Origin of the sequence: Streptomyces sp. NPDC088762, from assembly GCF_044750905.1 — a bacterium.
Classification (GTDB): Bacteria; Actinomycetota; Actinomycetes; order Streptomycetales; family Streptomycetaceae; genus Streptomyces.
Genome location: NZ_JBIVKT010000001.1, coordinates 508687 through 532473, shown reverse-complemented (window position 1 = coordinate 532473; position 23787 = coordinate 508687). Strand labels below are relative to the sequence as shown.

Below are 23787 nucleotides of genomic sequence, written 5' to 3'. Positions count from 1 at the left end.
CATTCTCTGGAGCCCCCGAGTGAGCAAGCGCACCTTCCAGCCGAACAACCGCCGTCGTGCCAAGACCCACGGCTTCCGCCTGCGGATGCGTACCCGTGCCGGTCGCGCGATCCTCGCGAACCGCCGTGGCAAGGGCCGCGCCGCCCTTTCCGCGTAACAACACGCAGGTCGTGACGTCGTGCTGTCTCCCGAAAATCGGCTGAGGCGGCGCGAGGACTTCGCGAGCGCGGTACGCCGAGGGCGTCGGGCTGGTCGCCCGCTCCTCGTCGTCCACCTACGTACAAGCGGTGCAACGGACCCGCACGAGCCGGGGGAGATCGATCCCTCGACGCGTGCGGGTTTCGTCGTCAGCAAGGCTGTCGGCGGTGCCGTCGTCCGTAACCGGGTCAAGCGCCGTTTGCGGCATCTCGTCCGCGAGCGGCTGCCCCAGCTGCCCGCCGGTAGCCTGGTGGTGGTACGTGCGTTGCCCGGAGCGGGTGACGCCCGCCCCGACGAACTGGCCCGGGACCTGGACGCCGCTCTGACGCGGCTCCTGGGAGGCGTGGCTCGATGAAGTACCCGCTGCTCGCTTTGATCAAGCTGTACCAGTGGACGATCAGTCCGCTGCTCGGGCCGGTGTGCCGGTATTACCCGTCGTGTTCGCGCTACGGGTACACGGCCATCGACCGGCATGGTGCGGTGAAGGGGACGTTCCTGACCGCCTGGCGGATCCTCCGGTGCAATCCGTGGTCCCCGGGCGGCGTGGACCACGTCCCACCCCGTAAACGCCCGCGTTGGCACGAGCAGCTGCGCAGTGCGTTGCGTAGATCTCGCAATGCTCAAGGAGCCTGATTAGTGGACACGATTGCCAGTCTGTTCAGCTTTATCACCACACCCGTCTCGTGGATCATCGTCCAGTTCCACACGCTGTACGGGGCGATCTTCGGTGCGGACAGTGGGTGGGCCTGGGGCCTGTCCATCGTGTCCCTGGTGATCTTGATCCGTATCTGTCTGATCCCGCTCTTCGTGAAGCAGATCAAGGCGACGCGCGGCATGCAGGCGCTCCAGCCGAAGATGAAGGCGATCCAGGAGCGCTACAAGAACGACAAGCAGCGTCAGTCCGAAGAGATGATGAAGCTGTACAAGGAGACGGGTACCAACCCGCTCTCCTCGTGCCTTCCCATCCTGGCGCAGTCCCCGTTCTTCTTCGCGCTCTACCACGTGCTCGCGAGCATCGCCAACGGCAAGACCATCGGCGTGATCAACCAGTCGCTGCTGGAGAGTGCTCGTCAGGCGCACATCTTCGGGGCCCCTCTGGCGGCCAAGTTCACGGACAGCGCCGACAAGGTCGCAAGCCTCAACGCCTCGATCACCGACGTCCGCATCGTGACGGCGGTCATGATCGTCCTGATGTCGCTGTCGCAGTTCTACACCCAGCGTCAGCTGATGCAGAAGAACGTCGACCTCTCGGTCAAGACGCCGTTCATGCAGCAGCAGAAGATGCTGATGTACATCTTCCCGCTGATCTTCGCGGTCATGGGCATCAACTTCCCCGTCGGTGTCCTCGTCTACTGGCTGACCACGAACGTGTGGACCATGGGTCAGCAGATGTACGTGATCAACCAGAACCCGACGCCGGGCAGCAAGGCGCAGGACCAGTACCTGACCCGTCTGCTGAAGCACATCAGCTCGCACGGTGAGGTCAAGGGCCGGGGCAAGAAGAAGATCGTCGCGGCGATCGTGGCCAAGGGTCCGGACCGCAACGACAACGAGCGCAAGTTCATCACCGCCCTGACCAAGCAGGGGATGGCCGCCCAGGCGGACGGCTCCGTGATCAAGAGTTCCGAGGCCACGGCAGACGCGGATGCGGCGAGCGGCGGTGCCGCCAAGCGGCAGCAGCCGAAGCGGCAGACGAAGTCGAAGCGCCAGACGCCCAGCAAGCCCTCTCCCAAGAAGTAAGAAGGAGTCCCTCCCGTGACGGAAGGCACCACCACCGCCGCCGCTGAGGGCGGCGACACCCTGACCCGCCTCGAGCAGGAGGGTGAGATCGCGGCCGACTACCTCGAGGGTCTGCTGGACATCGCCGACCTGGACGGCGACATCGACATGGACGTCGAGGCCGACCGGGCCGCGGTGTCGATCGTCAGTGACTCGGCCAGCCGTGACCTGCAGAAGCTCGTGGGCCGCGACGGTGAGGTCCTGGAGGCTCTCCAGGAGCTGACCCGCCTCGCCGTGCACCGGGAGACCGGGGACCGGAGCCGGCTGATGCTGGACATCGCCGGGTTCCGCGCCAAGAAGCGCGAGGAGCTGGCGGCGCTGGGCGCCAAGGCCGCCGCGGACGTGAAGGCGTCCGGCGAGCCGCTGAAGCTGGCCCCGATGACTCCGTTCGAGCGCAAGGTCGTCCACGACGCCGTGGCGGCCGCGGGTCTGCGGAGCGAGTCCGAGGGCGAGGAGCCGCAGCGCTTCGTCGTTGTGCTTCCGGCCTGATCGGTAGCGTGAGTGTTCGGCCCCGTCTGTCTCGCAGGCGGGGCCGATGTTTGTCAGCCTGGCATGTGAACAACCATGCGGTACGGAAGGACGGTCCCCGTGACGGAGGCAGCTGAGCTTCCCCCGGCGCCTGAAGAGGCGCGCGCGGTGTTCGGTGAGTTTTTCCCGGAAGCTGTGCGGTACGCGGAGCTGCTCGCGGACGCGGGAGTCAAGCGGGGCCTGATCGGGCCGCGTGAGGTGCCGCGGCTGTGGGAGCGGCACCTGCTGAACTGCGCCGTGCTCTCGGAGGTGGTGCCCCAGGGCGTCACCGTGTGCGACGTGGGGTCGGGCGCGGGTCTGCCCGGGATCCCGCTGGCCCTGGTGCGTCGTGATCTCAAGATCACGCTGCTGGAGCCGCTGCTGCGGCGGACGACCTTCCTCCAGGAGGTCGTGGAGCTCCTGGGCCTGGACCACGTCACGGTGGTGCGCGGGCGGGCCGAGGAGGTCCTCGGCAAGCTGCAGCCGGTGCACGTGGTGACGGCGCGAGCGGTGGCTCCGCTGGACCGGCTGGCCGGCTGGGGTGTGCCCCTGCTGCGTCCGTACGGGGAGATGCTGGCGCTGAAGGGCGATACCGCGGAGGAAGAGCTGGTATCGGCCAAGACGGCGCTGACGAAGCTCGGTGTGGTGAAGACCTCAGTGCTGCAGGTCGGCGAGGGTGTGGTGGAACCGCTGTCGACGGTGGTGCGGGTCGAGGTCGGAGAAAGCCCCGGTGGGGTGAGATTCGCGGCCAAGCGGGCTAAGGCCGCCCGGGTGGGACGGACTCGACGGCGGCGCTGAGTCTCCTGATACTCGGGGTTCCCAAAGAGGTGAGGCCTGTGTCGGGCCCTCGTTGGGCCCTATAGGTATGGATTTCGGAGTGTCGTAGCGGCCGGAAGTCTCCCTCCGGGCATCGTGTTTCACGTGAAACATCGCTCCCTGCTGCACGGAATCATCGGCCGCGGTCGTGCGGCTGCGTCCCCTCGCTCCCGCAAGGATGCGAGGGGGACGGAGTTGTCCACATCGGTGGATTCATCCACAGGAGTACAGGCCCCGCTGGTTCGCGACCCCGGTGGCATGGCAGGCTCTGTGCATCGCGAGCCTGATGTCGAGGAGAGTGACACCGTGCGGTCCGACGCCAACCTCGCGGGGCCGATGGCCGACCCGGTCCCCGGTCCCCGCTCTGAATCGGCGGGCGAGGATGTTTCACGTGAAACATCGCCTCCGCCCCTTGTAGACAACGACACCCCCATCGGCCGAGCCGCCCAGCTGGCGGTCCAGGCGCTGGGGCGCGCCGGCGAGGGGCTGCCCCGACCGGAGCAGACCCGGGTCATCGTCGTCGCCAACCAGAAGGGCGGCGTCGGCAAGACCACGACGACCGTGAACCTGGCGGCCTCGCTGGCACTGCACGGTGCCCGAGTCCTGGTGGTCGACCTCGACCCGCAGGGCAATGCCTCCACGGCCCTGGGCATCGACCACCACGCGGACGTGCCCTCGATCTACGACGTGCTCGTCGACAGTCGGCCCCTCCTGGAGGTCGTCCAGCCCGTGGTGGACGTGGAGGGCCTCTTCTGTGCCCCGGCCACGATCGACCTGGCCGGTGCAGAGATCGAGCTGGTATCGCTGGTGGCCCGCGAGAGCCGGCTGCAGCGGGCGATCCAGGCGTACGAGCAGCCGCTCGACTACATCCTGATCGACTGCCCGCCCTCCCTGGGTCTGCTGACGGTCAACGCCCTGGTGGCCGGCGCGGAGGTGCTGATCCCGATCCAGTGCGAGTACTACGCGCTGGAGGGCCTCGGTCAGCTGCTGCGCAATGTCGATCTGGTGCGGGCCCACCTGAATCCGGCGCTGCATGTGTCGACGATCCTGCTGACGATGTACGACGGCAGGACCCGGCTGGCCTCGCAGGTGGCGGAGGAGGTGCGCAGTCACTTCGGCAAGGAGGTGCTGCGGACGAGCATCCCGCGGTCGGTGCGTATTTCCGAGGCACCGAGCTACGGGCAGACGGTGCTCACGTACGACCCGGGTTCCAGTGGTTCCCTCTCCTATCTGGAGGCTGCGCGGGAGATCGCGTATCGCGGGGTCGGAATGCAGTACGAGGCCCAGCACGCCCATCTGGGCGCGGGCATGAACAGCACGCAGAATGCGGCGGAGGGGATCCAGTGAGCGAGCGACGTAGGGGTCTGGGGCGGGGACTCGGTGCGCTGATTCCCGCAGCTCCTCAGGAGAAGACGCCGCCGGTGATCGGTGCCGGGTCGACGTCCCCGTCGGCGGTGCCGGTGCTGACGCCGGAGCGAGGGGTCGCGGCGGCGAAGCTTGCTTCGCTGGCGCAGGCCGATGTTTCACGTGAAACATCGCGTGTGGTGGCAGTCGGCCAGCCCGTGCCGGCAGCGCCCGAAGCTCAGGTGGTGGCGGGAGCGACCTTCGCGGAGCTTCCGATGGACGCGATCACGCCGAACCCGCGGCAGCCGCGTGAGGTGTTCGACGAGGACGCGCTCGCCGAGCTGGTGACCTCCATCCAGGAGGTGGGTCTGCTCCAGCCGGTGGTGGTGCGGCAGTCGAACCCGGGTCGCTATGAGCTCATCATGGGCGAGCGGCGCTGGCGGGCCTGCCGGGAGGCCGGTCTGGAGAGCATTCCGGCGATCATCCGGGCCACGGACGACGAGAAGCTTCTGCTGGACGCGCTCCTGGAGAACCTTCACCGGGCCCAGCTGAATCCGCTGGAGGAGGCTGCGGCGTACGACCAGCTGCTCCAGGACTTCAAGTGCACCCATGACCAACTGGCGGACCGTATCGGCCGGTCGCGTCCCCAGGTGTCGAACACGCTGCGACTGCTGAAGCTGTCGCCGTCGGTTCAGCGCCGTGTGGCCGCCGGTGTGCTGTCGGCGGGGCACGCGCGGGCGCTGCTGTCGGTCGAGGATTCCGAGGAGCAGGACCGTCTGGCCCACCGGATCGTGGCCGAGGGTCTGTCGGTGCGTGCGGTCGAGGAGATCGTGACGCTGATGGGGTCGGAGCCCACGAGCGCGGTGAAGCCGAAGGGTCCGCGTGCGGGTGCCCGGGTGGCTCCCGCGCTCAGCGAACTGGCGACGCGGCTGTCGGACCGGTTCGAGACGCGGGTGAAGGTGGACCTGGGCCAGAAGAAGGGCAAGATCACCGTCGAGTTCGCCTCGATGGAGGATCTGGAGCGGATTCTGGGGACGCTGGCACCGGGCGAGGGCCGGGTGCTGGAGCAGGGCCTTTCCGGGGAGTGATCCCCTTCCCCTGAAGGGCGGATCGTGCTGGTGCGAACCGGTATGGTCCGCCCTTTTGCTGTCGAAAGAGCGAGGGGCAGTGGATACGATGCGTTCATGGGTCGTCGGCTGGTACCGCTCACGCTGGACAACCTCCAGGACCTGCCCCGTCGTTGCCGGTCCTGTGTGTTCTGGGAACTGGACCCGGTCAGCGGTGAGGCTGCGGTGAAAGCGGGTACGCCCGCGCTGGAGAAGGAAGCCTGGATCTCCGCCGTCCTCTTGGAGTGGGGATCGTGCGGCCGCGTGGTCTACGTGGATGAGGTTCCGGTGGGGTTCGTGCTGTACGCGCCGCCGGCGTACGTGCCGCGTGCGACCGCCTTTCCGACCAGTCCCGTTTCACCCGATGCCGTCCAGCTGATCACCGCCTGGATCATGCCGGGGTATCAGGGGCAGGGTCTGGGGCGGGTGATGGTCCAGACGGTGGCGAAGGATCTGCTCCGGCGCGGGTTCCGTGCCATCGAGGCGTTCGGGGACGCGCGGTGGGAGGGACCGGCGTGCCTCCTGCCGGCGGACCACTTGCTGGCGGTGGGCTTCAAGACGGTGCGTCCCCACCCGGTGCATCCGAGGCTGCGGCTGGAGCTCCGGTCGACGCTGTCGTGGAAGGAAGACGTGGAGCTGGCGCTGGACCGGCTGTTGGGTGCGGCGCGAAAGGAGCCCGCCCTGCGCCCGCTGTGAGCCGGAACGGTGATTCACCCGCAACGTGAAACGGGGCCGCCCTCCAAGGGGCGGCCCCGTTTCACGTGAAACATCGAACGGGTCAGGCGGTCTTGACCTCGACGAAGTCCGCGAGGTCGCGCAGGATGGCGGCCTTGGGCTTGGCACCGACGATGGTCTTGGCGACCTCGCCGCCCTGGTAGACGTTCAGGGTCGGGATGGACATGACGCCGTACTTGGCAGCCGTCGCCGGGTTCTCGTCGATGTTCAGCTTGACGATTTCGATCTGGTCGCCGTACTCGGCGGCGATGGCCTCGAGGGACGGCGCGATCTGGCGGCACGGTCCGCACCAGGCGGCCCAGAAGTCCACCAGTACGGGCTTGTCGCTCCTGAGGACCTCGGCATCGAAGTCAGCGTCGGTCACGTTCTTGAGGGTGCCGGCCACAGCGGCCTCCTTCTTCTTCCTACGGGGTGTGGGCTGGGGGGCTGGTGCGAGGGTCAGACGGGTCAGACCGCTGCGTGGGCCTTCTCGGCGTCCGCGAGGGCGGCGAGGAAGCGCTCGGCGTCGAGGGCGGCGGAGCAGCCGGTGCCGGCGGCGGTGATGGCCTGACGGTAGGTGTGGTCCACGACGTCGCCGGCGCCGAACACACCGGGCACGTTGGTCCGGGTGGAGGGGGCGTCGACCTTGAGGTAGCCCTCGGCGTCGAGTTCCAGCTGGTCCTTGAACAGCTCGGTGCGCGGGTCGTGGCCGACGGCGATGAAGAGGCCGGTCACGGGCAGCTCGGAGGTCTCACCGGTCTTGGTGTTGCGCAGGGTGAGGCCCGAGAGCTTCTGGTCGCCGTGGATCTCGGCGACCTCGCTGTCCCAGGCGAACTTGATCTTCGGGTCGGCGAAGGCGCGGTCCTGCATGGCCTTCGAGGCGCGCAGGGTGTCACGGCGGTGGACGATCGTGACGGACTTGGCGAACCGGGAGAGGAAGGTGGCCTCCTCGATCGCGGTGTCGCCGCCGCCGACGACGGCGATGTCGTGGTCCTTGAAGAAGAACCCGTCGCACGTGGCGCACCAGGAGACACCGCGGCCGGACAGGGCGTCCTCGTTGGGCAGACCGAGCTTGCGGTGCTGGGAGCCGGTGGTGACGATGACGGCCTTGGCGCGGTGGACCGTGCCGGCGGTGTCGGTGACGGTCTTGATCTCACCGGTGAGGTCGACGGCGACCACGTCGTCCGGGACGAGCTCGGCACCGAAGCGCTCGGCCTGGCCACGCATGTTGTCCATCAGGTCCGGGCCCATGATGCCGTCCTGGAAGCCGGGGAAGTTCTCCACCTCGGTGGTGTTCATCAGGGCGCCACCGGCGGTGACGGCACCTTCGAAGACCAGCGGCTTGAGCGAAGCGCGTGCGGTGTACAGGGCGGCGGTGTAACCGGCCGGCCCGGAGCCGATGATGATCACGTTTCGGACGTCGCTCACGGGTTTCTTCCTCGTCTCTGCGGACTGCGTGCTGCCTACCGGGGGCCGGTGCGGACTCTCACCCCACCCAACGGATCCTACGGCGCCTGCATTCCCCGCCCGTCCCGGTGCCGCTCCCCACGGGTCAGCTCCGGGGGTAGGTGCTCGTCAGCAGGGGCTTTCCGGGGGCTCCCGAAGCGTCGTTCTCACAGCCGGTGTCGACCACATAGGCATCCACGCGGGAGGAGTCGCCGGGGTGCGGCAGGACGAGGAGGTAGACGGCCGCGCCCTGGTAGCGGCCGCGCTCGGTGGCGAGCGGGGCGTCGGGCCGCCCGGTTGCGGCCTGGACGCAGGACGGCACGGCGGCTGCCCGCCGGTCGCCGGGGGCGATCCCCTGGGCGGGAGGGGTGTTCTCCACCCCATAGGTGTTGTTCAGTTCTCCGGAGTCGGTCCCGCTGGTCTGCGCGGAGGACAGCAGCTGCTGGACGTTCTTCTGGAGGCCCTGCGCGGTGTAGGCACCGGCTTCGACGGAAGGCTGAGCCGCGGAACTCGGAGCCTCGCTGCGGGCCGTGGTCCGGGTGGCGGTGCCGGACAGGTCGCTGAACAGGAAGATCCCGAGCGCGCAGGCCGCGGCCCCGGCCAGGCCCGTGAGGACGGCGATCCGGCGGCGGGCGCGGCGACGGCCGGGTCCGCTTGGGCCGGTCGGGTGACCGGAGGGCCGGTGGACGCCGGATCCGCCGACTGCGGCCGGCTGGGGGCGGCCCGTTTCACGTGAAACATCGCCCTCGGCCGCGGGCGTCCGAGGAGCCGCCACGGCCGGGGCCCGGGGACTGGTGGAGTCGAGGAGTGCTTCCGCCGCCAGGGCCGCGTCGATGCGGCCCGCGATGTCGGCGGGCATGCGGGCCGGTCCGGGGAGGGTGCCCAGCAGGGAGCGGATCTCCTCCAGGGAGGCGCGGACGTCGGCGCACAGCGGGCACTCGCCGAGGTGGCGGCGGATTTCGGCGGTCCGGGACGGGGAGAGGAGTCCTTCGGTCAGGTCGGAGATCTCCGAGACGTCCGGGTGCCGGATCGTGCCGGTCGTGCCGGTTGTGGGGCTCACGGTCGTCCACCTCCGCCCTTCACTGCGTCTGGGTCTGGATGCCTGTCGGCTGCCGCTGGTGGGACGGCTGTGCCCGGCGTCCGGTTCCTTCCCCGCTCGGCGGCGGTGTTATCCCCGGCATTCGTGCGCAGATGAGTGAGCAGCGGGAGCAGTTTCGCCCGGCCACGTGCGCAGCGGCTCTTCACGGTCCCGGCGGGGACATCGAGGATCTGCGCGGCCTCGGCGACGGGGTACCCCTGCATGTCGACGAGGACCAGAGCGGCCCGCTGATCGGCAGGGAGGGTCCTGAGGGCGGCCAGGAGCTGGCGGTGGAGGTCCTGGCGCTCCGCGGGGGCCTCGGCGGACTCGTGGGGCTCCAGGAGGCGCTCCAGGCGGTCCGTGTCATCGAGGGGCGCGGTCCTGCGGGAGGCGGCCTTGCGGGCCCGGTCGAGGCAGGCGTTGACGGTGATGCGGTGCAGCCAGGTGGTGACGGCGGAGTCCCCGCGGAAGGTGTGGGCGGCCCGGTAGGCGGAGACGAGGGCGTCCTGCACCGCGTCGGCGGCCTCCTCGCGATCGCCCAGCGTCCGCAGCGCCACGGCCCACAGCCGGTCCCGGTGCCGCCGCACGACCTCACCGAAGGCATCGGGGTCCCCGGCGACGTGCCGGGCCAGGAGCTCTTGGTCCTTTGCCGCGCGGGGGTCGTCGGCCGCAGGGCTCATGATTCCCCTCCTGGGTGGAAGCCGTGCACGTACTGAACCGGGTTCATCCCAGAGCTGGACCGTGCGGCCCGGTCCGTGGGGCTGTGAGCATTCTGTCCCCACAGCCCCGCCGTCCTGGCATGCCCGGAGCGGGAAGTGCTAGGAGTTCCGGGAGAAGACCACGTTCGAGACGCCCTGCTTGTAGCCGGCGCCGCTGTACTCGGAGGGACCGGACTTCGGCATGGCGGTAAGCCAAAGGACCACGTAGCGCGTCTTGACCGGAGCCGGCGCGACGAGCTCGAGCTGCTTGTCGGAGGTGGAACCGGAAGCGATCTTCTGCATGCTGCCGACGTGGGTCGACGACGACATGCTGGGTGCTGCGTAGATCGTCGCGGTCGTGTGGTCACCGCTGTACTTGAGCGCTATCGAGGCGGCGCTCACGTCTTGCTCCGAGCCGAGATCGAATACGAGGCCCAGACCCTCCTTGTAAGCGCCCAAGTCGGGACCGTCGTCGAAGGCATAGGTCCGCCAGAACGTGTTCGGGTCGTCGTCGTGGCTGTTCGAGGCGCCGTCGGTGTTCTGGGGCCTGCCGTCCGGGTAGTACTCCTCCGCCTTCTTGATGGACAGAGGGACACGCTCCGGCTTCTTCGGGGCGTCGTTGTTCTTGGGCTGGGAGTGGTTGGGGCCGTTGTCGCCCTGGGTGCCGTGGTCCAGGAGGGTGTCGGCCAGCTGCCAGCTGCCGAGGCCGAGGGCGGCGATCAGCAGGGCGGCGACGCCCCACTTCAGGGCCCGGCCGGTGCGGCTCTGGAGCGGAGGCGGCGGGGGCACGACCGAGACGGTCTGGGAGGAGGGCACACCGGGGGGCGTGGGGCGGCCGTAGCTGCCCTGCTGGTAGGTGGTGTGCTGGTATTCCGGCGGGGCGGTGAAGGCGGGCTCCGGCGGCCGGATGCGCGGCATCGCGGCGACGGCCTTGGCCAGCTCCTCCGGGGTGGTGCAGGCGGGCTCCTGACGGGACGCCGTGGCCCCGTCGTTGGCGAGGGCGCGCATGGCGAGCTCGCCCAGGCCCCGGTGGACGCCGGCGCGCACCTGGTCGGGGGCGATCAGACCGACTCCCTTGGGCAGGCCGGTGAGGCCGTAGGCGTCGTTCTCGTACGGCCAGCGCTGGGTCAGGGCGGCGTACAGGAGTGCGCCGATGGCCTCGGTGTCGGCGCGCTGCGGCGTGTCACTGGTGATCCCGCGCAGGGCGGCGTTCACGGCGAGGCCGCGGATGCGGTACTGGCCGGTGGAGGTGCGCAGTATCGCGCTGGGTGTCAGGCGCAGGTGGGCGAGGCCCTCGCGGTGGGCGGCGGTCATGGCCTGGGAGACCTGGCTGACGAGCTGGTAGGCCTCGTGGGCCTCCAGCGGCCCCGCGGCGAGGAGCGCGGTGAGCTCGGTGGCGTCGGGCAGCCATTCGTGGACGACGTAGACGAGGTCGTTCTCCTCGACGGCGTCGAGGACCTGGACGAACCGGGGGTCGCCGAGCAGGGCGGAGGAGCGGGCCGCCGCCAGCACGGAGCGGGCCCGCGGGTGGTCGGCGGGCAGCAGGTGGACGCCCACGGCCCGGCGCAGCTTCTCGTCCATCGCGCGCCAGCTGCTGAATCCGTCCACACGGGTGACGCACTCTTCGAGCCGGTAGCGTCTGGCGAGCTTGTGGCCGCTGTGGAGCTCGGGTGCGGCCGAGGGGGCCGCTGTCGTGCGCTCGCCGTCCTTGTCGGGCATGGGTCCGTCCGCGGCTCGTCCGTTCTGGGTGTCCACCCCGTCGGCCGTGACCTTGTCCGCTTCTGCGGCCAGCGGCTGGTCGCCGCTGTTGTCGGCCACGTCGACGGCAGCCGTGCTACGTTCCGCCACCGTCGTTCCCGCCTCCCCATCCGTTGCGCGCTGTCGGCCAGTCTGCGAAGCCATGCCAATTGTGCCCACAGTCCGGCGCTATGCACGACACGCGAAGGGGGGTGACGGTTGTGCGCATCAGCGCCCCAGACGTCCGCGGACCATTCCGACCATCGAGTTGAGTTCCTCGATCCGCATCCGCTTGGCGGCGATGAGGAACACGGCGGCCAGGGCGATGCCGCCGGCGACGAGGGCGGCGGCGGAGCCGGCAACTCCGCTGCCCAGCCACTGGGTGACAGCGTAGGCGGCGCCACCGCCCACGGCGGCCGCGGGGACGCAGGCCCCGGTGAGGCGGGCGTAGGTCCGCATCACGTGTGCGCCGTCGAGGTCGCCGCCCAGGCGGGTGCGCAGGCGCCGCCAGGCGACGCCGACGCCGACGGTGTAGCCCAGGCCGTAGGCGGCTGCCATGCCCACCACGGCCCAGCGGGCGGGGAGCACGAAGAAGGAGCCCGCGGACACCGCCGCGTTGACGGCGGCGACGATGACGGTGTTGTAGAAGGGCGTGCGGGTGTCCTCGTAGGCGTAGAAGCCGCGCAGGACGACGTACTGCACCGAGTACGGGATGAGTCCGAGGCCGAAGGCCATCAGGACGTAGCCGATGTTCTGGGCGCCGGCGCCGGATCCGGCGTACAGCAGGGTGGCCATGGGGACGCCGAGCGCGAGGAACGCGAAGGCGCAGGGCACGATCGCCACGGCCGAGGTGCGCAGGCCGTAGGAGATGTCGTCCCGGACGGCGGCCGCGTCCCCGTCGTGCGCGGAGCGCGAGATGCGCGGCAGGACGGCCGTCATGACGGAGACGGTGATGATCGCCTGGGGCATCTGCCACAGCAGCAGCGCGTAGTTGTAGGCGGTGATGCCGGTGCCGGGGTGGCCCTGCTTCTCGGCGATGGAGCCGGCCCAGGTGGCGAACTGGGTGACGACGACGAGCCCGATCTGGTTGGCGAGGACGAAGAAGAACGTCCACTTGGCCAGGCGGGCGGCCTTGCCGAGGCCGTGGCCCTTCCAGTCGAAACGCAGGCGGGGCTTGAAGCCCGCGTCGCGCAGGTAGGGCAGCATCGCGAGGGCCTGGACGGTGAGGCCGAGAAGGGTGCCCACACCCAGCAGGCGGATGCCGTCGGCGGTGACGGTGGTGGCGTTGACGCCCGAGGTGGTGAAGCCGCCGAAGGCCCAGATGAAGGCGCCGAAGGTGGCGATGACGACGATGTTGTTGAGGACCGGGGTCCACATCATGGCGCCGAAACGGCCGCGGGCGTTGAGGATCTGACCCAGGACCACGTGCACGCCCATGAAGAACATGGTGGGCAGGCAGTAGCGGGCGAAGGCGACCGCGACGTCCATCTGGTGCGGGTCCGAGGCGATCTTCGGCGACATCATCGTGATGAACACCGGTGCGGCGAGCACACAGATGGTGGTGATGGCGGCCAGCAGCACCACGACGAGCGTCAGCAGCCGGTTGGCGTAGGCCTCTCCCCCGTCGCTGTCGTTCTTCATGGCCCGGACCAGCTGCGGGATGAAGACCGCGTTGAGGGCGCCGCCACCGACCAGCACGTAGATCATCGTGGGGAGCGTGTTGGCGATCTGGTACGTGTCGTTGAAGGTGCCGACGCCGATGGCACCGGCGATGACGAGGGTCCGCAGGAAGCCGGTGATGCGGGAGACGATCGTGCCGGCCGCCATCAGAGCGCTGGACTTCAGGAGGCTGGAGGCGCGGCCGGCCGGCTTGCTCGGCGCCGGGGCGGCGACGGGGGCTTCCTCGGCCGGGGTGCGGGGCGCCGCTTCCTGGTCCCGGTAGAGGTGGGCGAAGGCGTCGGGTTCGGGCTGTTCGTCCGCGGCCTTGGTGACGAGGGAGTCCACGCCGACGAACTCGGTGGTGGCGGCCTGGTCGCCGTACGGCAGGTGGCGGGACGGGCCGTCCGGCTCGGGCGGCGGGGTCTGGGCCCAGACCCGGGGGTCGGGGGAGTACGCGGGAGCGGCCGGGGCCCCGTAGAGCGGGCCGGGCTCCCGGAAGGTGCCGGGCGGCGGCGGGGGGTGCGCGGCCCGGTCGTAGAGGACCTCGGCTACGGGATCCTGCGCGGACAGGTCCTGCGACCGGTACGGGTCGTGGTCGTAGGCGTCCTGGACGTACGGGTCGTGGTCCGGCGCGGGCGCAGGCGCGGGGACCTGCCCGGGCACCGGGGTGCCCGGGGCAGTGCCCTGGGAGGGCGCGGGCCCACCAGTGCCCTGCGCGCGGTCACCCTCGTACGGCGCGTTCATCGAAACCCCACCTCATCGTCCCCAGGCCGGCCGGCCACGGCATCGCTCAACGGTCCACTGTCTCACCCGTGCCGGACCCCTCGGTGCTTTGCGGTCCGGTGTCCGGGGACTCGTCACTCTGCTGCGTGCCCTCCTCGGCGGCGGCGCGGGCCGCGACCCGCTTGCGGCTGGCGTACATCTTGATGCCCGCGAGCACGAGCAGGAGCACACCGCCGGCGATGACGAGCATGACGGTGGGGGTGATCTCGGTGGCCTCGACGGTGAACGTGCGGGGCTTGCCGTAGGCGACGCCGTCCTTGGTGAAGAGCTGGGCGGTGACCTCGACGGGGCCGCTCGCGGTGGCGTTCGCCGTGAACTTGACCGTCTGGGTGTGGTCGCCCTGGACGGTGACCTGCTGCTCGGCCTGGCCGCTGTCACCGAACATCAGGCGGGTCGGGTTGGCCGACCGTACCCGCAGGACCAGGTCGTGGACGTCCTGGACGAGGCTGTTCTGGACGCTGACCGGGATAGTGGCGCTGTGTCCCGACAGCGTGGCGTCGGACTTCGGGATGACCTTGACCTTCTCGGTGAGGTCGATCAGGTATTCCTGGACCTGGTCCCGGTAGACCCGGCCCTCGTCCGGGCGGCCGCGCCAGGACGCGGACATCTCCCGGTTGGTCGCGTTGCCGAAGGGGATCTCGACGCGGTCGGGTGCCGCGAGGATCACCTTGAAGTGGTCGAGGGTGTTCTGGGTGGTGCGGATCTTCTCGAAGGCTGCCACCGGCAGCTCCTGCTTGCGCAGCGCCTCGGGGTACAGCCCGGCGCCGGGGACCTGGGTGGCCGCCCGCGGGTCGGGCTTGGCCGCGGCCGCGGCTTCGAGGTCGCCGGGCTGGGTCCAGCGGCCGGCCTGGAGGGCGCGCAGGGCGGTGGCCATGGTGGTCGCCTGGCTGAGGGACGGCATCCGCTGCGGGGCCACGACGAAGCTGCGCTGCTCGTCGGTCTTCTGGAGGTTCAGGGCCAGGCTGTGCGCGAGGAACTGCTGGACCGCGAGGGTCGAGGTCCCGGCACTGAGCATGTCGCCCTCGAAGGCGGTGGAGAGTTCCTCGTCGGCGACGACGGCCGTGACGCCCGCGCCGATGGGGCGGGCCGCCGAGGGGGTGTAGCCGAGGCTTCCGGTCTCGCTCAGGCTGTCGCTCCGGGTGAGCACGTTGTGCGCGCCGGCCGAGGTGGCGACGTTGACGATCGAGGGGTCGATGGCACCGTCCACGGGCCAGGAGAAGTCGGTGGACGCCGGGACGTGCAGCACCGTCTCGACGGCCTGCTTCGCCTTGTCGGTGGCGGGCCGCAGCTGGCCGAGGGTGCCCGAGACGTCCTTGCCGTGGTGGGCGAGGGAGGCGAGATCGGGGTCGGCGAAGGGCAGCGCGACGACCTTCTTGCCCTGCACGGCCGTTTCGAGGGAGCTCAGCCACTGCTCCGCGACGGCCTTGTTCTTGCCTTGGACGGACTTCCCGTCCGGAGTGCGGACCCGGTAGCCCTTCGTCATGGCGTCCACGGTGTAGAGCAGGTCGGGGTCGATGACCCAGGTGATCGGAAGTTCCTTGCCGAGCGAGACCATCTGCCCGAGGCGGCCCTGTGGCTTGAGCTCCTCGGCGAGGGAGTCGTCGAGGAAGACGGGGGTCTGGGTCTCGTCCGAGCCGGTCTCGGCGGTCACGTGGGTGGTGGAGATCAGCGGCCACACGTAGGTGAGCTGGGCGCGCTTGGAGGCGGCTTCCGGCTGCCAGGGCAGGAAGGTCCGCTCGATGCCCAGGACCTGCTCGACGGGCCGGCTCTCGGTCGCCCCCGACAGGGAGACGCCGAGCTGGTAGACGCCGTCCTTGTCCAGCTCCAGCTTGTTCACCGGGACGGTCAGGGTGAACTCCTGGCGGACCTTCGACGGCAGCGAGGCGATCTTCACGGCGTAGGCCGGATCGATCTCGCCCGGGTCGGCGCCGGCGCGGAAGCCGCTGCGGTCGGCCACCTCGTCGATGGAGGACCGGTCCGCGAGCGCGGGCCCGACCCGCAGACCCACGTGCGCGTCGTTGATCGTCTCCGAGCCGGTGTTCACCACGGTGCCGGAGATGGTCAGGGTGTCGCCCTTGACCGGGGCGGCGGGGGTCATGGAGGTCAGCTGGACGTCCACGGCGGTCGCCTGGGCGGCCCGGGCCTCGGGGGCGGGAGAGTAGACCAGAGCGGCGAGCACGGGCGTCCCGGCCAGCAGGACCACCGCCCTCCGCAGCCATCGGCGCCGGACAGGGGCGGGGGACGCCCCCAGGATGTCTGCCGCCTCGGCCACGCGCTAGCCCGTCCCTCGAAGTGTCAGTGGTCGTCGTCTGTGCGTCCACGCATGGTAACGAGGCCCGCTGTGCGCGAGTGCCGCGCCTTGCTCCACATGATCGGCTCGGCCCCGGGGTGCCGGTGTACCGGGGTCGCCGGGAAACGGGGAAGCTCCGGCCGGGCGGGACACGTACCCTTTTCTGTTGTGCCGAACGCCAATGAAGACAATCCCAGTGCCCTGAGTCAGGTGCAGCGCCGCGCGGTCAGTGAACTGCTGCGGGTCGCACCCGTCGCCGACGAGCTCGGCCGCCGGTTCCAGGAGGCGGGCTTCCGCCTCGCCCTGGTCGGCGGGTCCGTCCGCGACGCGCTGCTCGGGCGTCTCGGCAACGACCTCGACTTCACCACCGATGCCCGGCCTGAGGAGGTCCTGAAGATCATCCGCCCGTGGGCGGACTCCGTGTGGGACATCGGGATCGCTTTCGGCACGGTCGGCGCGCAGAAGGCGGCCCGCGTCGCAGACGCCGACCGGACCTTCCAGATCGAGGTGACGACGTACCGCTCGGAGGCCTACGACCGTACGTCCCGCAAGCCCGAGGTCTCCTACGGCGACTCCATCGACGAGGACCTGGTCCGTCGTGACTTCACGGTCAACGCCATGGCGCTGGCCCTCCCGGAGCAGGAGTTCATCGACCCGCACGGCGGTCTGGAGGACCTGGCCGCCGGCGTCCTGCGCACGCCCGGCACACCGGAGGACTCCTTCTCCGACGATCCGCTGCGCATGATGCGGGCGGCGCGGTTCGCCGCGCAGCTGGACTTCGAGGTCGCCCCGGAGGTCGTGGCGGCCATGAAGGCCATGTCCGACCGGATCGAGATCGTCTCGGCGGAACGGGTCCAGGGCGAGCTGAACAAACTGATCCTCTCGGCCAACCCGCGCAAGGGCCTGGGCCTGCTCGTGGACACCGGGCTGGCCGACCGGGTCCTGCCCGAGCTGCCCGCGCTGCGGCTGGAGAGCGATGAGCACCACCGGCACAAGGACGTCTACGACCACTCGCTGATCGTGCTGGAGCAGGCCATCGCCCTGGAGGAGGAGGGCCCCGATCTGGTGCTGCGCCTCGCGGCCCTGCTGCACGACATCGGCAAGCCGCGCACCCGCCGCTTCGAGAGCGACGGACGGGTCTCCTTCCACCATCACGAGGTGGTGGGCGCGAAGATGACCAAGAAGCGGCTGACGGCCCTGAAGTACTCCAATGACATCGTCAAGGACGTGTCCCGGCTGGTGGAGCTGCACCTGCGCTTCCACGGCTACGGGGACGGGGAATGGACCGACTCCGCGGTGCGGCGTTACGTCCGTGACGCCGGGCCGCTGCTGGAGCGCCTGCACAAGCTGACCCGGTCCGACTGCACCACGCGCAACAAGCGCAAGGCCAACGCCCTCTCCCGTACGTATGACGGTCTTGAGGAGCGCATCGCCCAGCTCCAGCAGCAGGAGGAGCTGGACGCCATCCGGCCTGACCTGGACGGCAACGAGATCATGCAGGTTCTGGGCGTGGGCCCCGGCCCGGTGATCGGCAAGGCGTACGCGTTCCTGCTGGAGCTGCGGCTCGAGAACGGCCCCATGGGGCGCGACGCGGCTGTCGCCGCTCTCAAGGAGTGGTGGGCCGCTCAGGCCTGACGCGCGGGTGGCCGGGGCGATGTTTCACGTGAAACATCGCCCTTGCCGGCCCAGGAGCGCCGCGGTCGCGGCGTAGAGGGCGGCGACGCAGAGGATCAGGGTCACGGAGCGCCCGTCGGTGGGGAGCATGAGCGAGGCCACGGCCGCCGCGCCGACGAACGCGACGTTGAACAGCACGTCGTAGACGGAGAAGACGCGTCCGCGGTAGTCGTCTTCCACCCGGGACTGCACCACCGTGTCGGTGGAGATCTTGGCGCCCTGGGTGGCGAGCCCGAGGACGAATGCGGCGACCAGCATCGGTTCCGGTGCGAAGGACAGGCCGAGCGCCGGGACCAGGACGGCGGCGCCCGCAGAGCAGGCGGTGATCCAGCCCAGCCTGCCCAGCCGTCCCACCATCCAGGGTGTGACGACGGCGGCCGTGAAGAAGCCGGCCCCGGAGACCCCGACCGCGACGCCCAGGAGGGCCAGGCCGTCGGCCTCGTTGTCCGACCAGGCGTAGCGGCACAGCATGAGCAGGGTGACGAAGAGCGCCCCGTAGCAGAAGCGCATCGCGGTCATCGCGGTGAGCGCCCGGGCGGCCTCCCGGCGTGCGGCCAGGTGGCGCAGGCCTTCGGCCATGCCACGGACGGTGAGGGCGATCCCCTCGCCGACCGACGGGTGGATCACTCCGGGCGGATGGTCGGGCCCGAGGCGGCCGGGGGCCAGACGCAGCGAGACCAGCGCCGCGCACAGGTAGAGCCCCGCCCCGAGCAGGACGACGAGGGCGTCGGAGTCGGAGGCGAGCAGCCGGACCAGGAAGGCCAGACCTCCGCCGGCGGTCGCCGCGAGGGTTCCGGCGGTGGGAGACAGCGCGTTCGCGGTGACCAGCTGCCCGGGGTCGACCACGCGGGGCAGGGAGGCGGCCAGCCCGGCGAGGACGAAGCGGTTGACGGCGGTCACGGACAGCGCCGAGGCGTAGAAGAGCCAGTCGGGGACGTGCGCGACGATCAGCATGCCGGTGACGCAGGCGAGGAAGGCCCGCAGCAGGTTGCCGTAGAGGAAGACCTGGCGGCGGCGCCAGCGGTCGAGCAGCACGCCGGCGAAGGGGCCGATCGCCGAGTAGGGCAGCAGCAGGACCGCCATGGCCGAGGCGATCGCCGCGGGCGAGGTCTGCTTCTCCGGGGAGAAGACGACGTAGGTGGCGAGCGCGACCTGGTAGACGCCGTCAGCCGCCTGGGAGAGCAGCCGTACGGCGAGCAGGTTGCGGAAGTCCCGCAGGCGCAGGAGTACGCGCAGATCACGTACGACAGGCATGTGGGCAAGGGTCACATACGCGGAGGGTCCCCGGGCACATTGCCCGGGGACCCTCCGCGGAAGAACAGCCGAAGTCCCGGTGAAGCCGGGACCCTTGGGGTTCGGCTAGCGCTCGACCTCGCCCTTGATGAACTTCTCGACGTTCGCGTAGGCCTCGTCGTCGAAGTACTGGACCGGCGGGGACTTCATGAAGTAGCTGGACGCCGACAGGATCGGACCGCCGATGCCGCGGTCCTTGGCGATCTTCGCGGCGCGCAGGGCGTCGATGATGACACCGGCGGAGTTCGGGGAGTCCCACACCTCGAGCTTGTACTCGAGGTTCAGCGGGACGTCGCCGAAGGCGCGGCCTTCGAGGCGGACGTAGGCCCACTTGCGGTCGTCGAGCCACGCGACGTAGTCGGACGGGCCGATGTGGACGTTCTTCTCGCCGAGCTCCCGGTCGGGGATCTGCGAGGTGACGGCCTGCGTCTTGGAGATCTTCTTCGACTCGAGGCGGTCGCGCTCGAGCATGTTCTTGAAGTCCATGTTGCCGCCGACGTTGAGCTGCATGGTGCGCTCAAGACGGACACCGCGGTCCTCGAACAGCTTCGCCATCACGCGGTGCGTGATGGTGGCGCCGACCTGGGACTTGATGTCGTCGCCGACGATCGGGACACCGGCCTCGGTGAACTTGTCCGCCCACTCCTTGGTGCCGGCGATGAAGACCGGGAGGGCGTTGACGAAGGCGACCTTGGCGTCGATGGCGCACTGGGCGTAGAACTTCGCCGCGTCCTCGGAGCCGACGGGCAGGTAGCAGATCAGGACGTCGACCTGGCGGTCCTTGAGGACCTGCACCACGTCGACCGGAGCCTCGGCGGACTCCTCGATGGTCATGCGGTAGTACTTGCCCAGGCCGTCCAGGGTGTGGCCGCGCTGCACGGTCACGCCGGTGTTCGGGACGTCGCAGATCTTGATGGTGTTGTTCTCGCTGGCGCCGATGGCGTCCGAAAGGTCGAGGCCGACCTTCTTCGCGTCGACGTCGAACGCGGCGACGAACTCGATGTCACGCACGTGGTAGTCGCCGAACTGGACGTGCATCAGACCGGGGACCTTGGACGCCGGGTCGGCGTCCTTGTAGTACTCGACGCCCTGCACCAGCGAGGCGGCGCAGTTGCCCACGCCGACGATGGCTACGCGAACCGAACCCATTCCGGTTGCTCCCTGTTTGTTCTCGGACGAGGCATGCGAGATGCAGGCCTCATTTTGCGGTGTCGTCGGATGGGCCGGATCGTCTCTGATCCCTTCCCGCCCGCTCGCTCTCGATGAGCTCGTTCAGCCAGCGCACTTCGCGCTCCACGGACTCCATGCCGTGGCGCTGCAGCTCGAGCGTGTAGTCGTCCAGGCGCTCCCGCGTGCGGGCCAGTGAGGCGCGCATCTTCTCCAGGCGCTCCTCCAGCCGGCTGCGGCGGCCCTCCAGTACTCGCATGCGCACTTCTCGCTCGGTCTGACCGAAGAAGGCGAAGCGGGCGGCGAAGGACTCGTCCTCCCAGGTCTCGGGGCCCGTGTGGGAGAGGAGCTCCTCGAAGTGCTCCTTGCCCGCGGCCGTCAACCGGTAGACGATCTTGGCGCGGCGCCCTGCGAGTGAAGCGGCGAGGGCGTCTTCCGGGGCGTTGCCCGGCTCTTCGATCAACCAGCCGTTGGCGACCAGCGTCTTGAGGCAGGGGTAGAGCGTCCCGTAGCTGAAGGCCCTGAACACCCCCAGTGACGTGTTGAGCCGCTTGCGCAGCTCGTAGCCGTGCATGGGGGATTCGCGAAGCAGGCCGAGGACGGCGAATTCGAGGATGCCTGAGCGTCTGCTCATCCGCCTGCCTCTCCTCCGACTCTGTGTCTTTATACCGAGCTGATGTATCGGCTCGATACATCCAGACGATAGAACGGGCTGGGTCCGCCGACAAGTGGAGACGTGGTGACCGGCGTCACATCACCAATTCGTACGAGGCAAGTTGCCTGATTTGGGGTGAACTTCGGCACTGTTCGGGTTTTGACCGTGCGTAGTCTGTGCGCCATGACACCGGGGGAACCGGAATTCATCTGCCGCTTCCAGGCCACTCGCCTGCCCGAGGAGTAGTCGTTCGATGAGCGAGCACCGCCGTAAACCGCCGCAGCCCCAGGGTGGTGGGCGAGCCTCGGCCCGCCGGGCCGCCCAGCAGCGCCCCGGCCGGGGCGCCCAGGCCGGACGTGACGTCCCCACCGCGTCACCCAGCGGCCCCCATGCGGAACGTTCCGCGCAGGGGAGCAGAGCCGGGGCCCGCCGGGCCGCCCAGAGAGGTTCCACGGGCCGCGGACGCGGTTCCGCGAAGGCCGGCCGCGGCTCGGGCCGCCCGGACAAGCGGCTCATCAACTACCCGCGGTCCGACAGGGACGGCTGGAAGCGCTTCGTGCCGTCCTGGAAGTTCGTCGGCGGTACGGTCCTGGGCTTCTTCGCGATCATCACGGCCGGCACCGGTATCGGCATCGCCATGGTGAACACGCCCGACCCGAACAAGGCGGCCCAGGCGCAGAACAACGTCTTCTTCTGGGCGGACGGCAGCCAGATGGTCGCGACCGGCGGTTCGATGAACCGGCAGATCGTGACCATCGACAAGATCCCCCGGTCGATGAGGGACGCCGTGATCGCCGCGGAGAACCAGTCCTTCGAGACGGACAAGGGCGTCGACCCGATGGGCATCGCCCGCGCCGTGTGGAACATGGCCACGGGCGGCTCCACCCAGGGCGGCTCGACGATCACCCAGCAGTACGTGAAGAACAACTTCCTCGACTCGGACCAGACGCTCAAGCGCAAGGTCACCGAGCTCTTCATCGCGATCAAGCTGGGCGTGTCGGAAGAGAAGGACACGGTCCTCGCGGGCTACCTGAACACCGCCTACTACGGCCGTGACGCCTACGGGATCCAGGCCGCGGCCCGCGCCTACTTCGGCAAGGACTCCCAGGACCTGAACCCGTCCGAGTGCGCCTTCCTGGCGTCCGTGCTCAAGGGCCCCAACCTGTACAACCCGGACGGCGGCATCGGCGCGGCGGCCACCCCGGCCCTCAACGAGGACCGGGCCCGCAAGCGCTGGGCCTGGGTGCTGGACCGCGAGGTCGAGGTCGGCCGGATGTCCAAGGAGGAGCGGGCCAAGTACCAGCCCGGCGACTTCCCGGCCCGGGTGGAATCCGAGCAGGCCCGCGGTATGTCCGGCCAGATCGGCTACCTGGTCGAGACGGCCAAGCAGTACGTGATGAAGACCAAGAACATCACCGCCGAGCAGATGGCCCTGGGCGGATACCAGGTCCACACCACCTTCCAGAAGCCGAAGGTGGACGCGCTGGTCAAGGCCGTCGAAGACACCCGCAACGACTTCCTCGACGAGAAGAAGCGCCCCGACCTCGACACCTTCGTGCAGTTCGGCGCCGCCTCCGTCGACGTGAAGAGCGGCGCGATCGTCGCCCTGTACGGCGGGCCCGGCTGGGACAAGAAGCACTTCACCAACAACGCCAACACCATCGGCGTCCCGGTCGGCTCGACCTGGAAGCCGTACGTCCTGGCGGCGGCGATGCAGTACGGCACCCAGAACTCCAAGGGCCGGGGCATCTCGCCCGACAGCAAGTACATGGCCGACGACCTCACGGTGATCAAGAACCGTCAGGGCCAGCCGCTGATGGACAAGGACGGCAAGCCCTTCCGGCAGAAGAACGAGAGCCCGACGGCCTACGGCTACGTGACCCTCACCGAGGCGATGGAGAAGTCCATCAACGTCCCGTTCGCCCAGCTCGTCTTCGACGTCGGCCACGCCAAGGTGCGCGAGGTTGCCAAGTCCACCGGCATCCTCGAAGACTCGATGGACAAGGACAACACCGCCTCGTTCGCGCTGGGCACCTCGACCCCCAGTGCCATCCGCATGGCCGACTCGTACGCCACCTTCGCCGCGTCCGGTACGCACCGCGAGCCCTTCTCCGTGACCAAGGTCGAGAAGGACGGCGAGGCCCTCAGCGGCTTCGAGGCGCCCAAGGACGAGCGGGCCATGGACAGGTCCATCGCCGACAACGTCACCAAGGTCCTGGAGAACGTGGTCCAGAACGGCACCGGCACCAAGGTCAAGAAGCTGGGCCGGCCCGCCGCGGGCAAGACCGGTACCACCGACCAGAACAAGTCCGCCTGGTTCGTCGGCTACACCCCGGAGCTGGCCACCTCCGTCACCCTCTTCCGTACCGACCCCAACTCGGCGGACAAGAAGCTGATGTCCATGAACGGCGTGGGCGGCACCGACTCCATCCACGGTGGTGACATCCCGGCCGTGATCTGGACGGAATACATGAGCGAGGCGCTCAAGGGCGCCCCGGCCAAGAAGTTCCCGGAGGCCGAGGACATCGGCGTCACCGCCGACTCCGCCGGAGCGCCCTCCCCCACGCCCTCGGCGGTCGCACCGCCGTCCCCCACTCCCTCGATGCCCCCGACGAGCTCCGCCCCGCCGTCCCCGAGCCCGTCCAAGGGCGGCAAGCCGACGTGCAAGCCGTGGAACCTGTACTGCGACCCCGACACCACGGGGGGGACGACCGAGGGCACGACCAACGGCGGCCCCAGCGGTGGAGCCAGCGGATCGCCGTCCCCGTCGACCAGCGGCAAACCGGGCCGCCCGACCGGCTGGCCCACCTTGTCATCGAGTCAGTAGCCGCACCGCCGCCCGC

At 69.6% G+C, this 23787-nt stretch carries 21 protein-coding genes; 11 read left to right on the top strand and 10 right to left on the bottom strand.

What is annotated here, in order from left to right:
- Positions 1-19 precede the first annotated feature (19 nt).
- The 9 genes from rpmH (at position 20) to ACIP5M_RS02455 (ending at position 6446) form a co-directional block, all read left to right on the top strand.
- Positions 20-157: a 50S ribosomal protein L34 gene (gene rpmH, locus ACIP5M_RS02495; RefSeq protein WP_008741645.1), complete on the top strand. Its 138-nt coding sequence runs from the start codon at positions 20-22 to the stop codon at positions 155-157.
- 21 nt (positions 158-178) lie between these two features.
- On the top strand, positions 179-553 hold the full coding sequence (rnpA, locus tag ACIP5M_RS02490; protein ID WP_401190980.1) for a ribonuclease P protein component: 375 nt from the start codon (positions 179-181) through the stop codon (positions 551-553).
- Positions 550-831, top strand: a complete 282-nt coding sequence (yidD, locus tag ACIP5M_RS02485) for a membrane protein insertion efficiency factor YidD (RefSeq protein WP_215017859.1) — start codon at positions 550-552, stop codon at positions 829-831. The genes rnpA and yidD overlap by 4 nt, the downstream gene beginning before the upstream one ends.
- A gap of 3 nt (positions 832-834) precedes the next feature.
- The gene (gene yidC, locus ACIP5M_RS02480; protein WP_401190978.1) at positions 835-1938 is read left to right on the top strand and encodes a membrane protein insertase YidC; all 1104 of its coding nucleotides are present in this window, start codon (positions 835-837) and stop codon (positions 1936-1938) included.
- A gap of 15 nt (positions 1939-1953) precedes the next feature.
- Positions 1954-2466: a R3H domain-containing nucleic acid-binding protein gene (locus ACIP5M_RS02475; protein ID WP_365164382.1), complete on the top strand. Its 513-nt coding sequence runs from the start codon at positions 1954-1956 to the stop codon at positions 2464-2466.
- Positions 2467-2565: 99 nt separating this feature from the next.
- Positions 2566-3282 (top strand): 16S rRNA (guanine(527)-N(7))-methyltransferase RsmG, encoded by a 717-nt coding sequence (rsmG, locus tag ACIP5M_RS02470; RefSeq protein WP_401190976.1) that lies wholly within the window; start codon positions 2566-2568, stop codon positions 3280-3282.
- Between the two features lie 276 nt (positions 3283-3558).
- A complete protein-coding gene (locus ACIP5M_RS02465; RefSeq protein WP_401190974.1) occupies positions 3559-4647 on the top strand; it encodes a ParA family protein in 1089 nt (362 codons plus the stop codon).
- On the top strand, positions 4644-5732 hold the full coding sequence (locus ACIP5M_RS02460) for a ParB/RepB/Spo0J family partition protein (protein ID WP_401190972.1): 1089 nt from the start codon (positions 4644-4646) through the stop codon (positions 5730-5732). The genes ACIP5M_RS02465 and ACIP5M_RS02460 overlap by 4 nt, the downstream gene beginning before the upstream one ends.
- Before the next feature lie 96 nt (positions 5733-5828).
- Complete coding sequence (locus tag ACIP5M_RS02455; RefSeq protein ID WP_030707724.1) at positions 5829-6446, top strand: GNAT family N-acetyltransferase; 618 nt, start codon at positions 5829-5831, stop codon at positions 6444-6446.
- A gap of 82 nt (positions 6447-6528) precedes the next feature.
- Here the strand turns inward: ACIP5M_RS02455 and trxA are convergent, their stop codons facing one another.
- The 7 genes from trxA to ACIP5M_RS02420 form a co-directional block, all read right to left on the bottom strand.
- The gene (trxA, locus tag ACIP5M_RS02450; protein ID WP_030839308.1) at positions 6529-6870 is read right to left on the bottom strand and encodes a thioredoxin; all 342 of its coding nucleotides are present in this window, start codon (positions 6868-6870) and stop codon (positions 6529-6531) included.
- Between the two features lie 62 nt (positions 6871-6932).
- Positions 6933-7892 carry a thioredoxin-disulfide reductase gene (gene trxB, locus ACIP5M_RS02445; RefSeq protein ID WP_401190969.1) on the bottom strand — a complete coding sequence of 320 codons (960 nt, stop codon included), beginning with the start codon at positions 7890-7892 and terminating at the stop codon, positions 6933-6935.
- Between the two features lie 124 nt (positions 7893-8016).
- Positions 8017-8970: an anti-sigma factor family protein gene (locus ACIP5M_RS02440; RefSeq protein ID WP_401190967.1), complete on the bottom strand. Its 954-nt coding sequence runs from the start codon at positions 8968-8970 to the stop codon at positions 8017-8019.
- A complete protein-coding gene (sigM, locus tag ACIP5M_RS02435; RefSeq protein ID WP_401190965.1) occupies positions 8967-9668 on the bottom strand; it encodes an RNA polymerase sigma factor SigM in 702 nt (233 codons plus the stop codon). Before sigM ends, ACIP5M_RS02440 begins: the two co-directional genes overlap by 4 nt.
- 138 nt (positions 9669-9806) lie before the next feature.
- Complete coding sequence (locus tag ACIP5M_RS02430; RefSeq protein WP_401190963.1) at positions 9807-11534, bottom strand: protein kinase family protein; 1728 nt, start codon at positions 11532-11534, stop codon at positions 9807-9809.
- Between the two features lie 117 nt (positions 11535-11651).
- Positions 11652-13826: a murein biosynthesis integral membrane protein MurJ gene (murJ, locus tag ACIP5M_RS02425; protein WP_401190961.1), complete on the bottom strand. Its 2175-nt coding sequence runs from the start codon at positions 13824-13826 to the stop codon at positions 11652-11654.
- A gap of 46 nt (positions 13827-13872) precedes the next feature.
- Positions 13873-16137, bottom strand: coding sequence for a DUF6049 family protein (locus ACIP5M_RS02420; RefSeq protein WP_401190959.1), 2265 nt, complete (start codon positions 16135-16137; stop codon positions 13873-13875).
- A 186-nt stretch (positions 16138-16323) separates the two neighbouring features.
- Between ACIP5M_RS02420 and ACIP5M_RS02415 the strand changes: the two genes are divergently transcribed.
- Complete coding sequence (locus ACIP5M_RS02415; protein ID WP_401190957.1) at positions 16324-17790, top strand: CCA tRNA nucleotidyltransferase; 1467 nt, start codon at positions 16324-16326, stop codon at positions 17788-17790.
- Between the two features lie 24 nt (positions 17791-17814).
- On the opposite strand, the gene ACIP5M_RS02410 is transcribed toward ACIP5M_RS02415, so the two are convergent.
- The 3 genes from ACIP5M_RS02410 to ACIP5M_RS02400 all read right to left on the bottom strand — a co-directional run bounded on the left by ACIP5M_RS02410 (position 17815) and on the right by ACIP5M_RS02400 (position 20923).
- A complete protein-coding gene (locus ACIP5M_RS02410) occupies positions 17815-19083 on the bottom strand; it encodes an MFS transporter (RefSeq protein ID WP_401190955.1) in 1269 nt (422 codons plus the stop codon).
- 105 nt (positions 19084-19188) lie between these two features.
- Positions 19189-20271: an inositol-3-phosphate synthase gene (locus ACIP5M_RS02405; protein ID WP_401190953.1), complete on the bottom strand. Its 1083-nt coding sequence runs from the start codon at positions 20269-20271 to the stop codon at positions 19189-19191.
- A 49-nt stretch (positions 20272-20320) separates the two neighbouring features.
- Entirely contained in the window at positions 20321-20923 is a 603-nt protein-coding gene (locus ACIP5M_RS02400; RefSeq protein WP_401190951.1) for a helix-turn-helix transcriptional regulator, read from the bottom strand.
- Positions 20924-21197: 274 nt separating this feature from the next.
- On the opposite strand from ACIP5M_RS02400, the gene ACIP5M_RS02395 reads away from it, so the two are divergent.
- Complete coding sequence (locus ACIP5M_RS02395; protein ID WP_401190949.1) at positions 21198-23771, top strand: transglycosylase domain-containing protein; 2574 nt, start codon at positions 21198-21200, stop codon at positions 23769-23771.
- Positions 23772-23787: the final 16 nt, after the last annotated feature.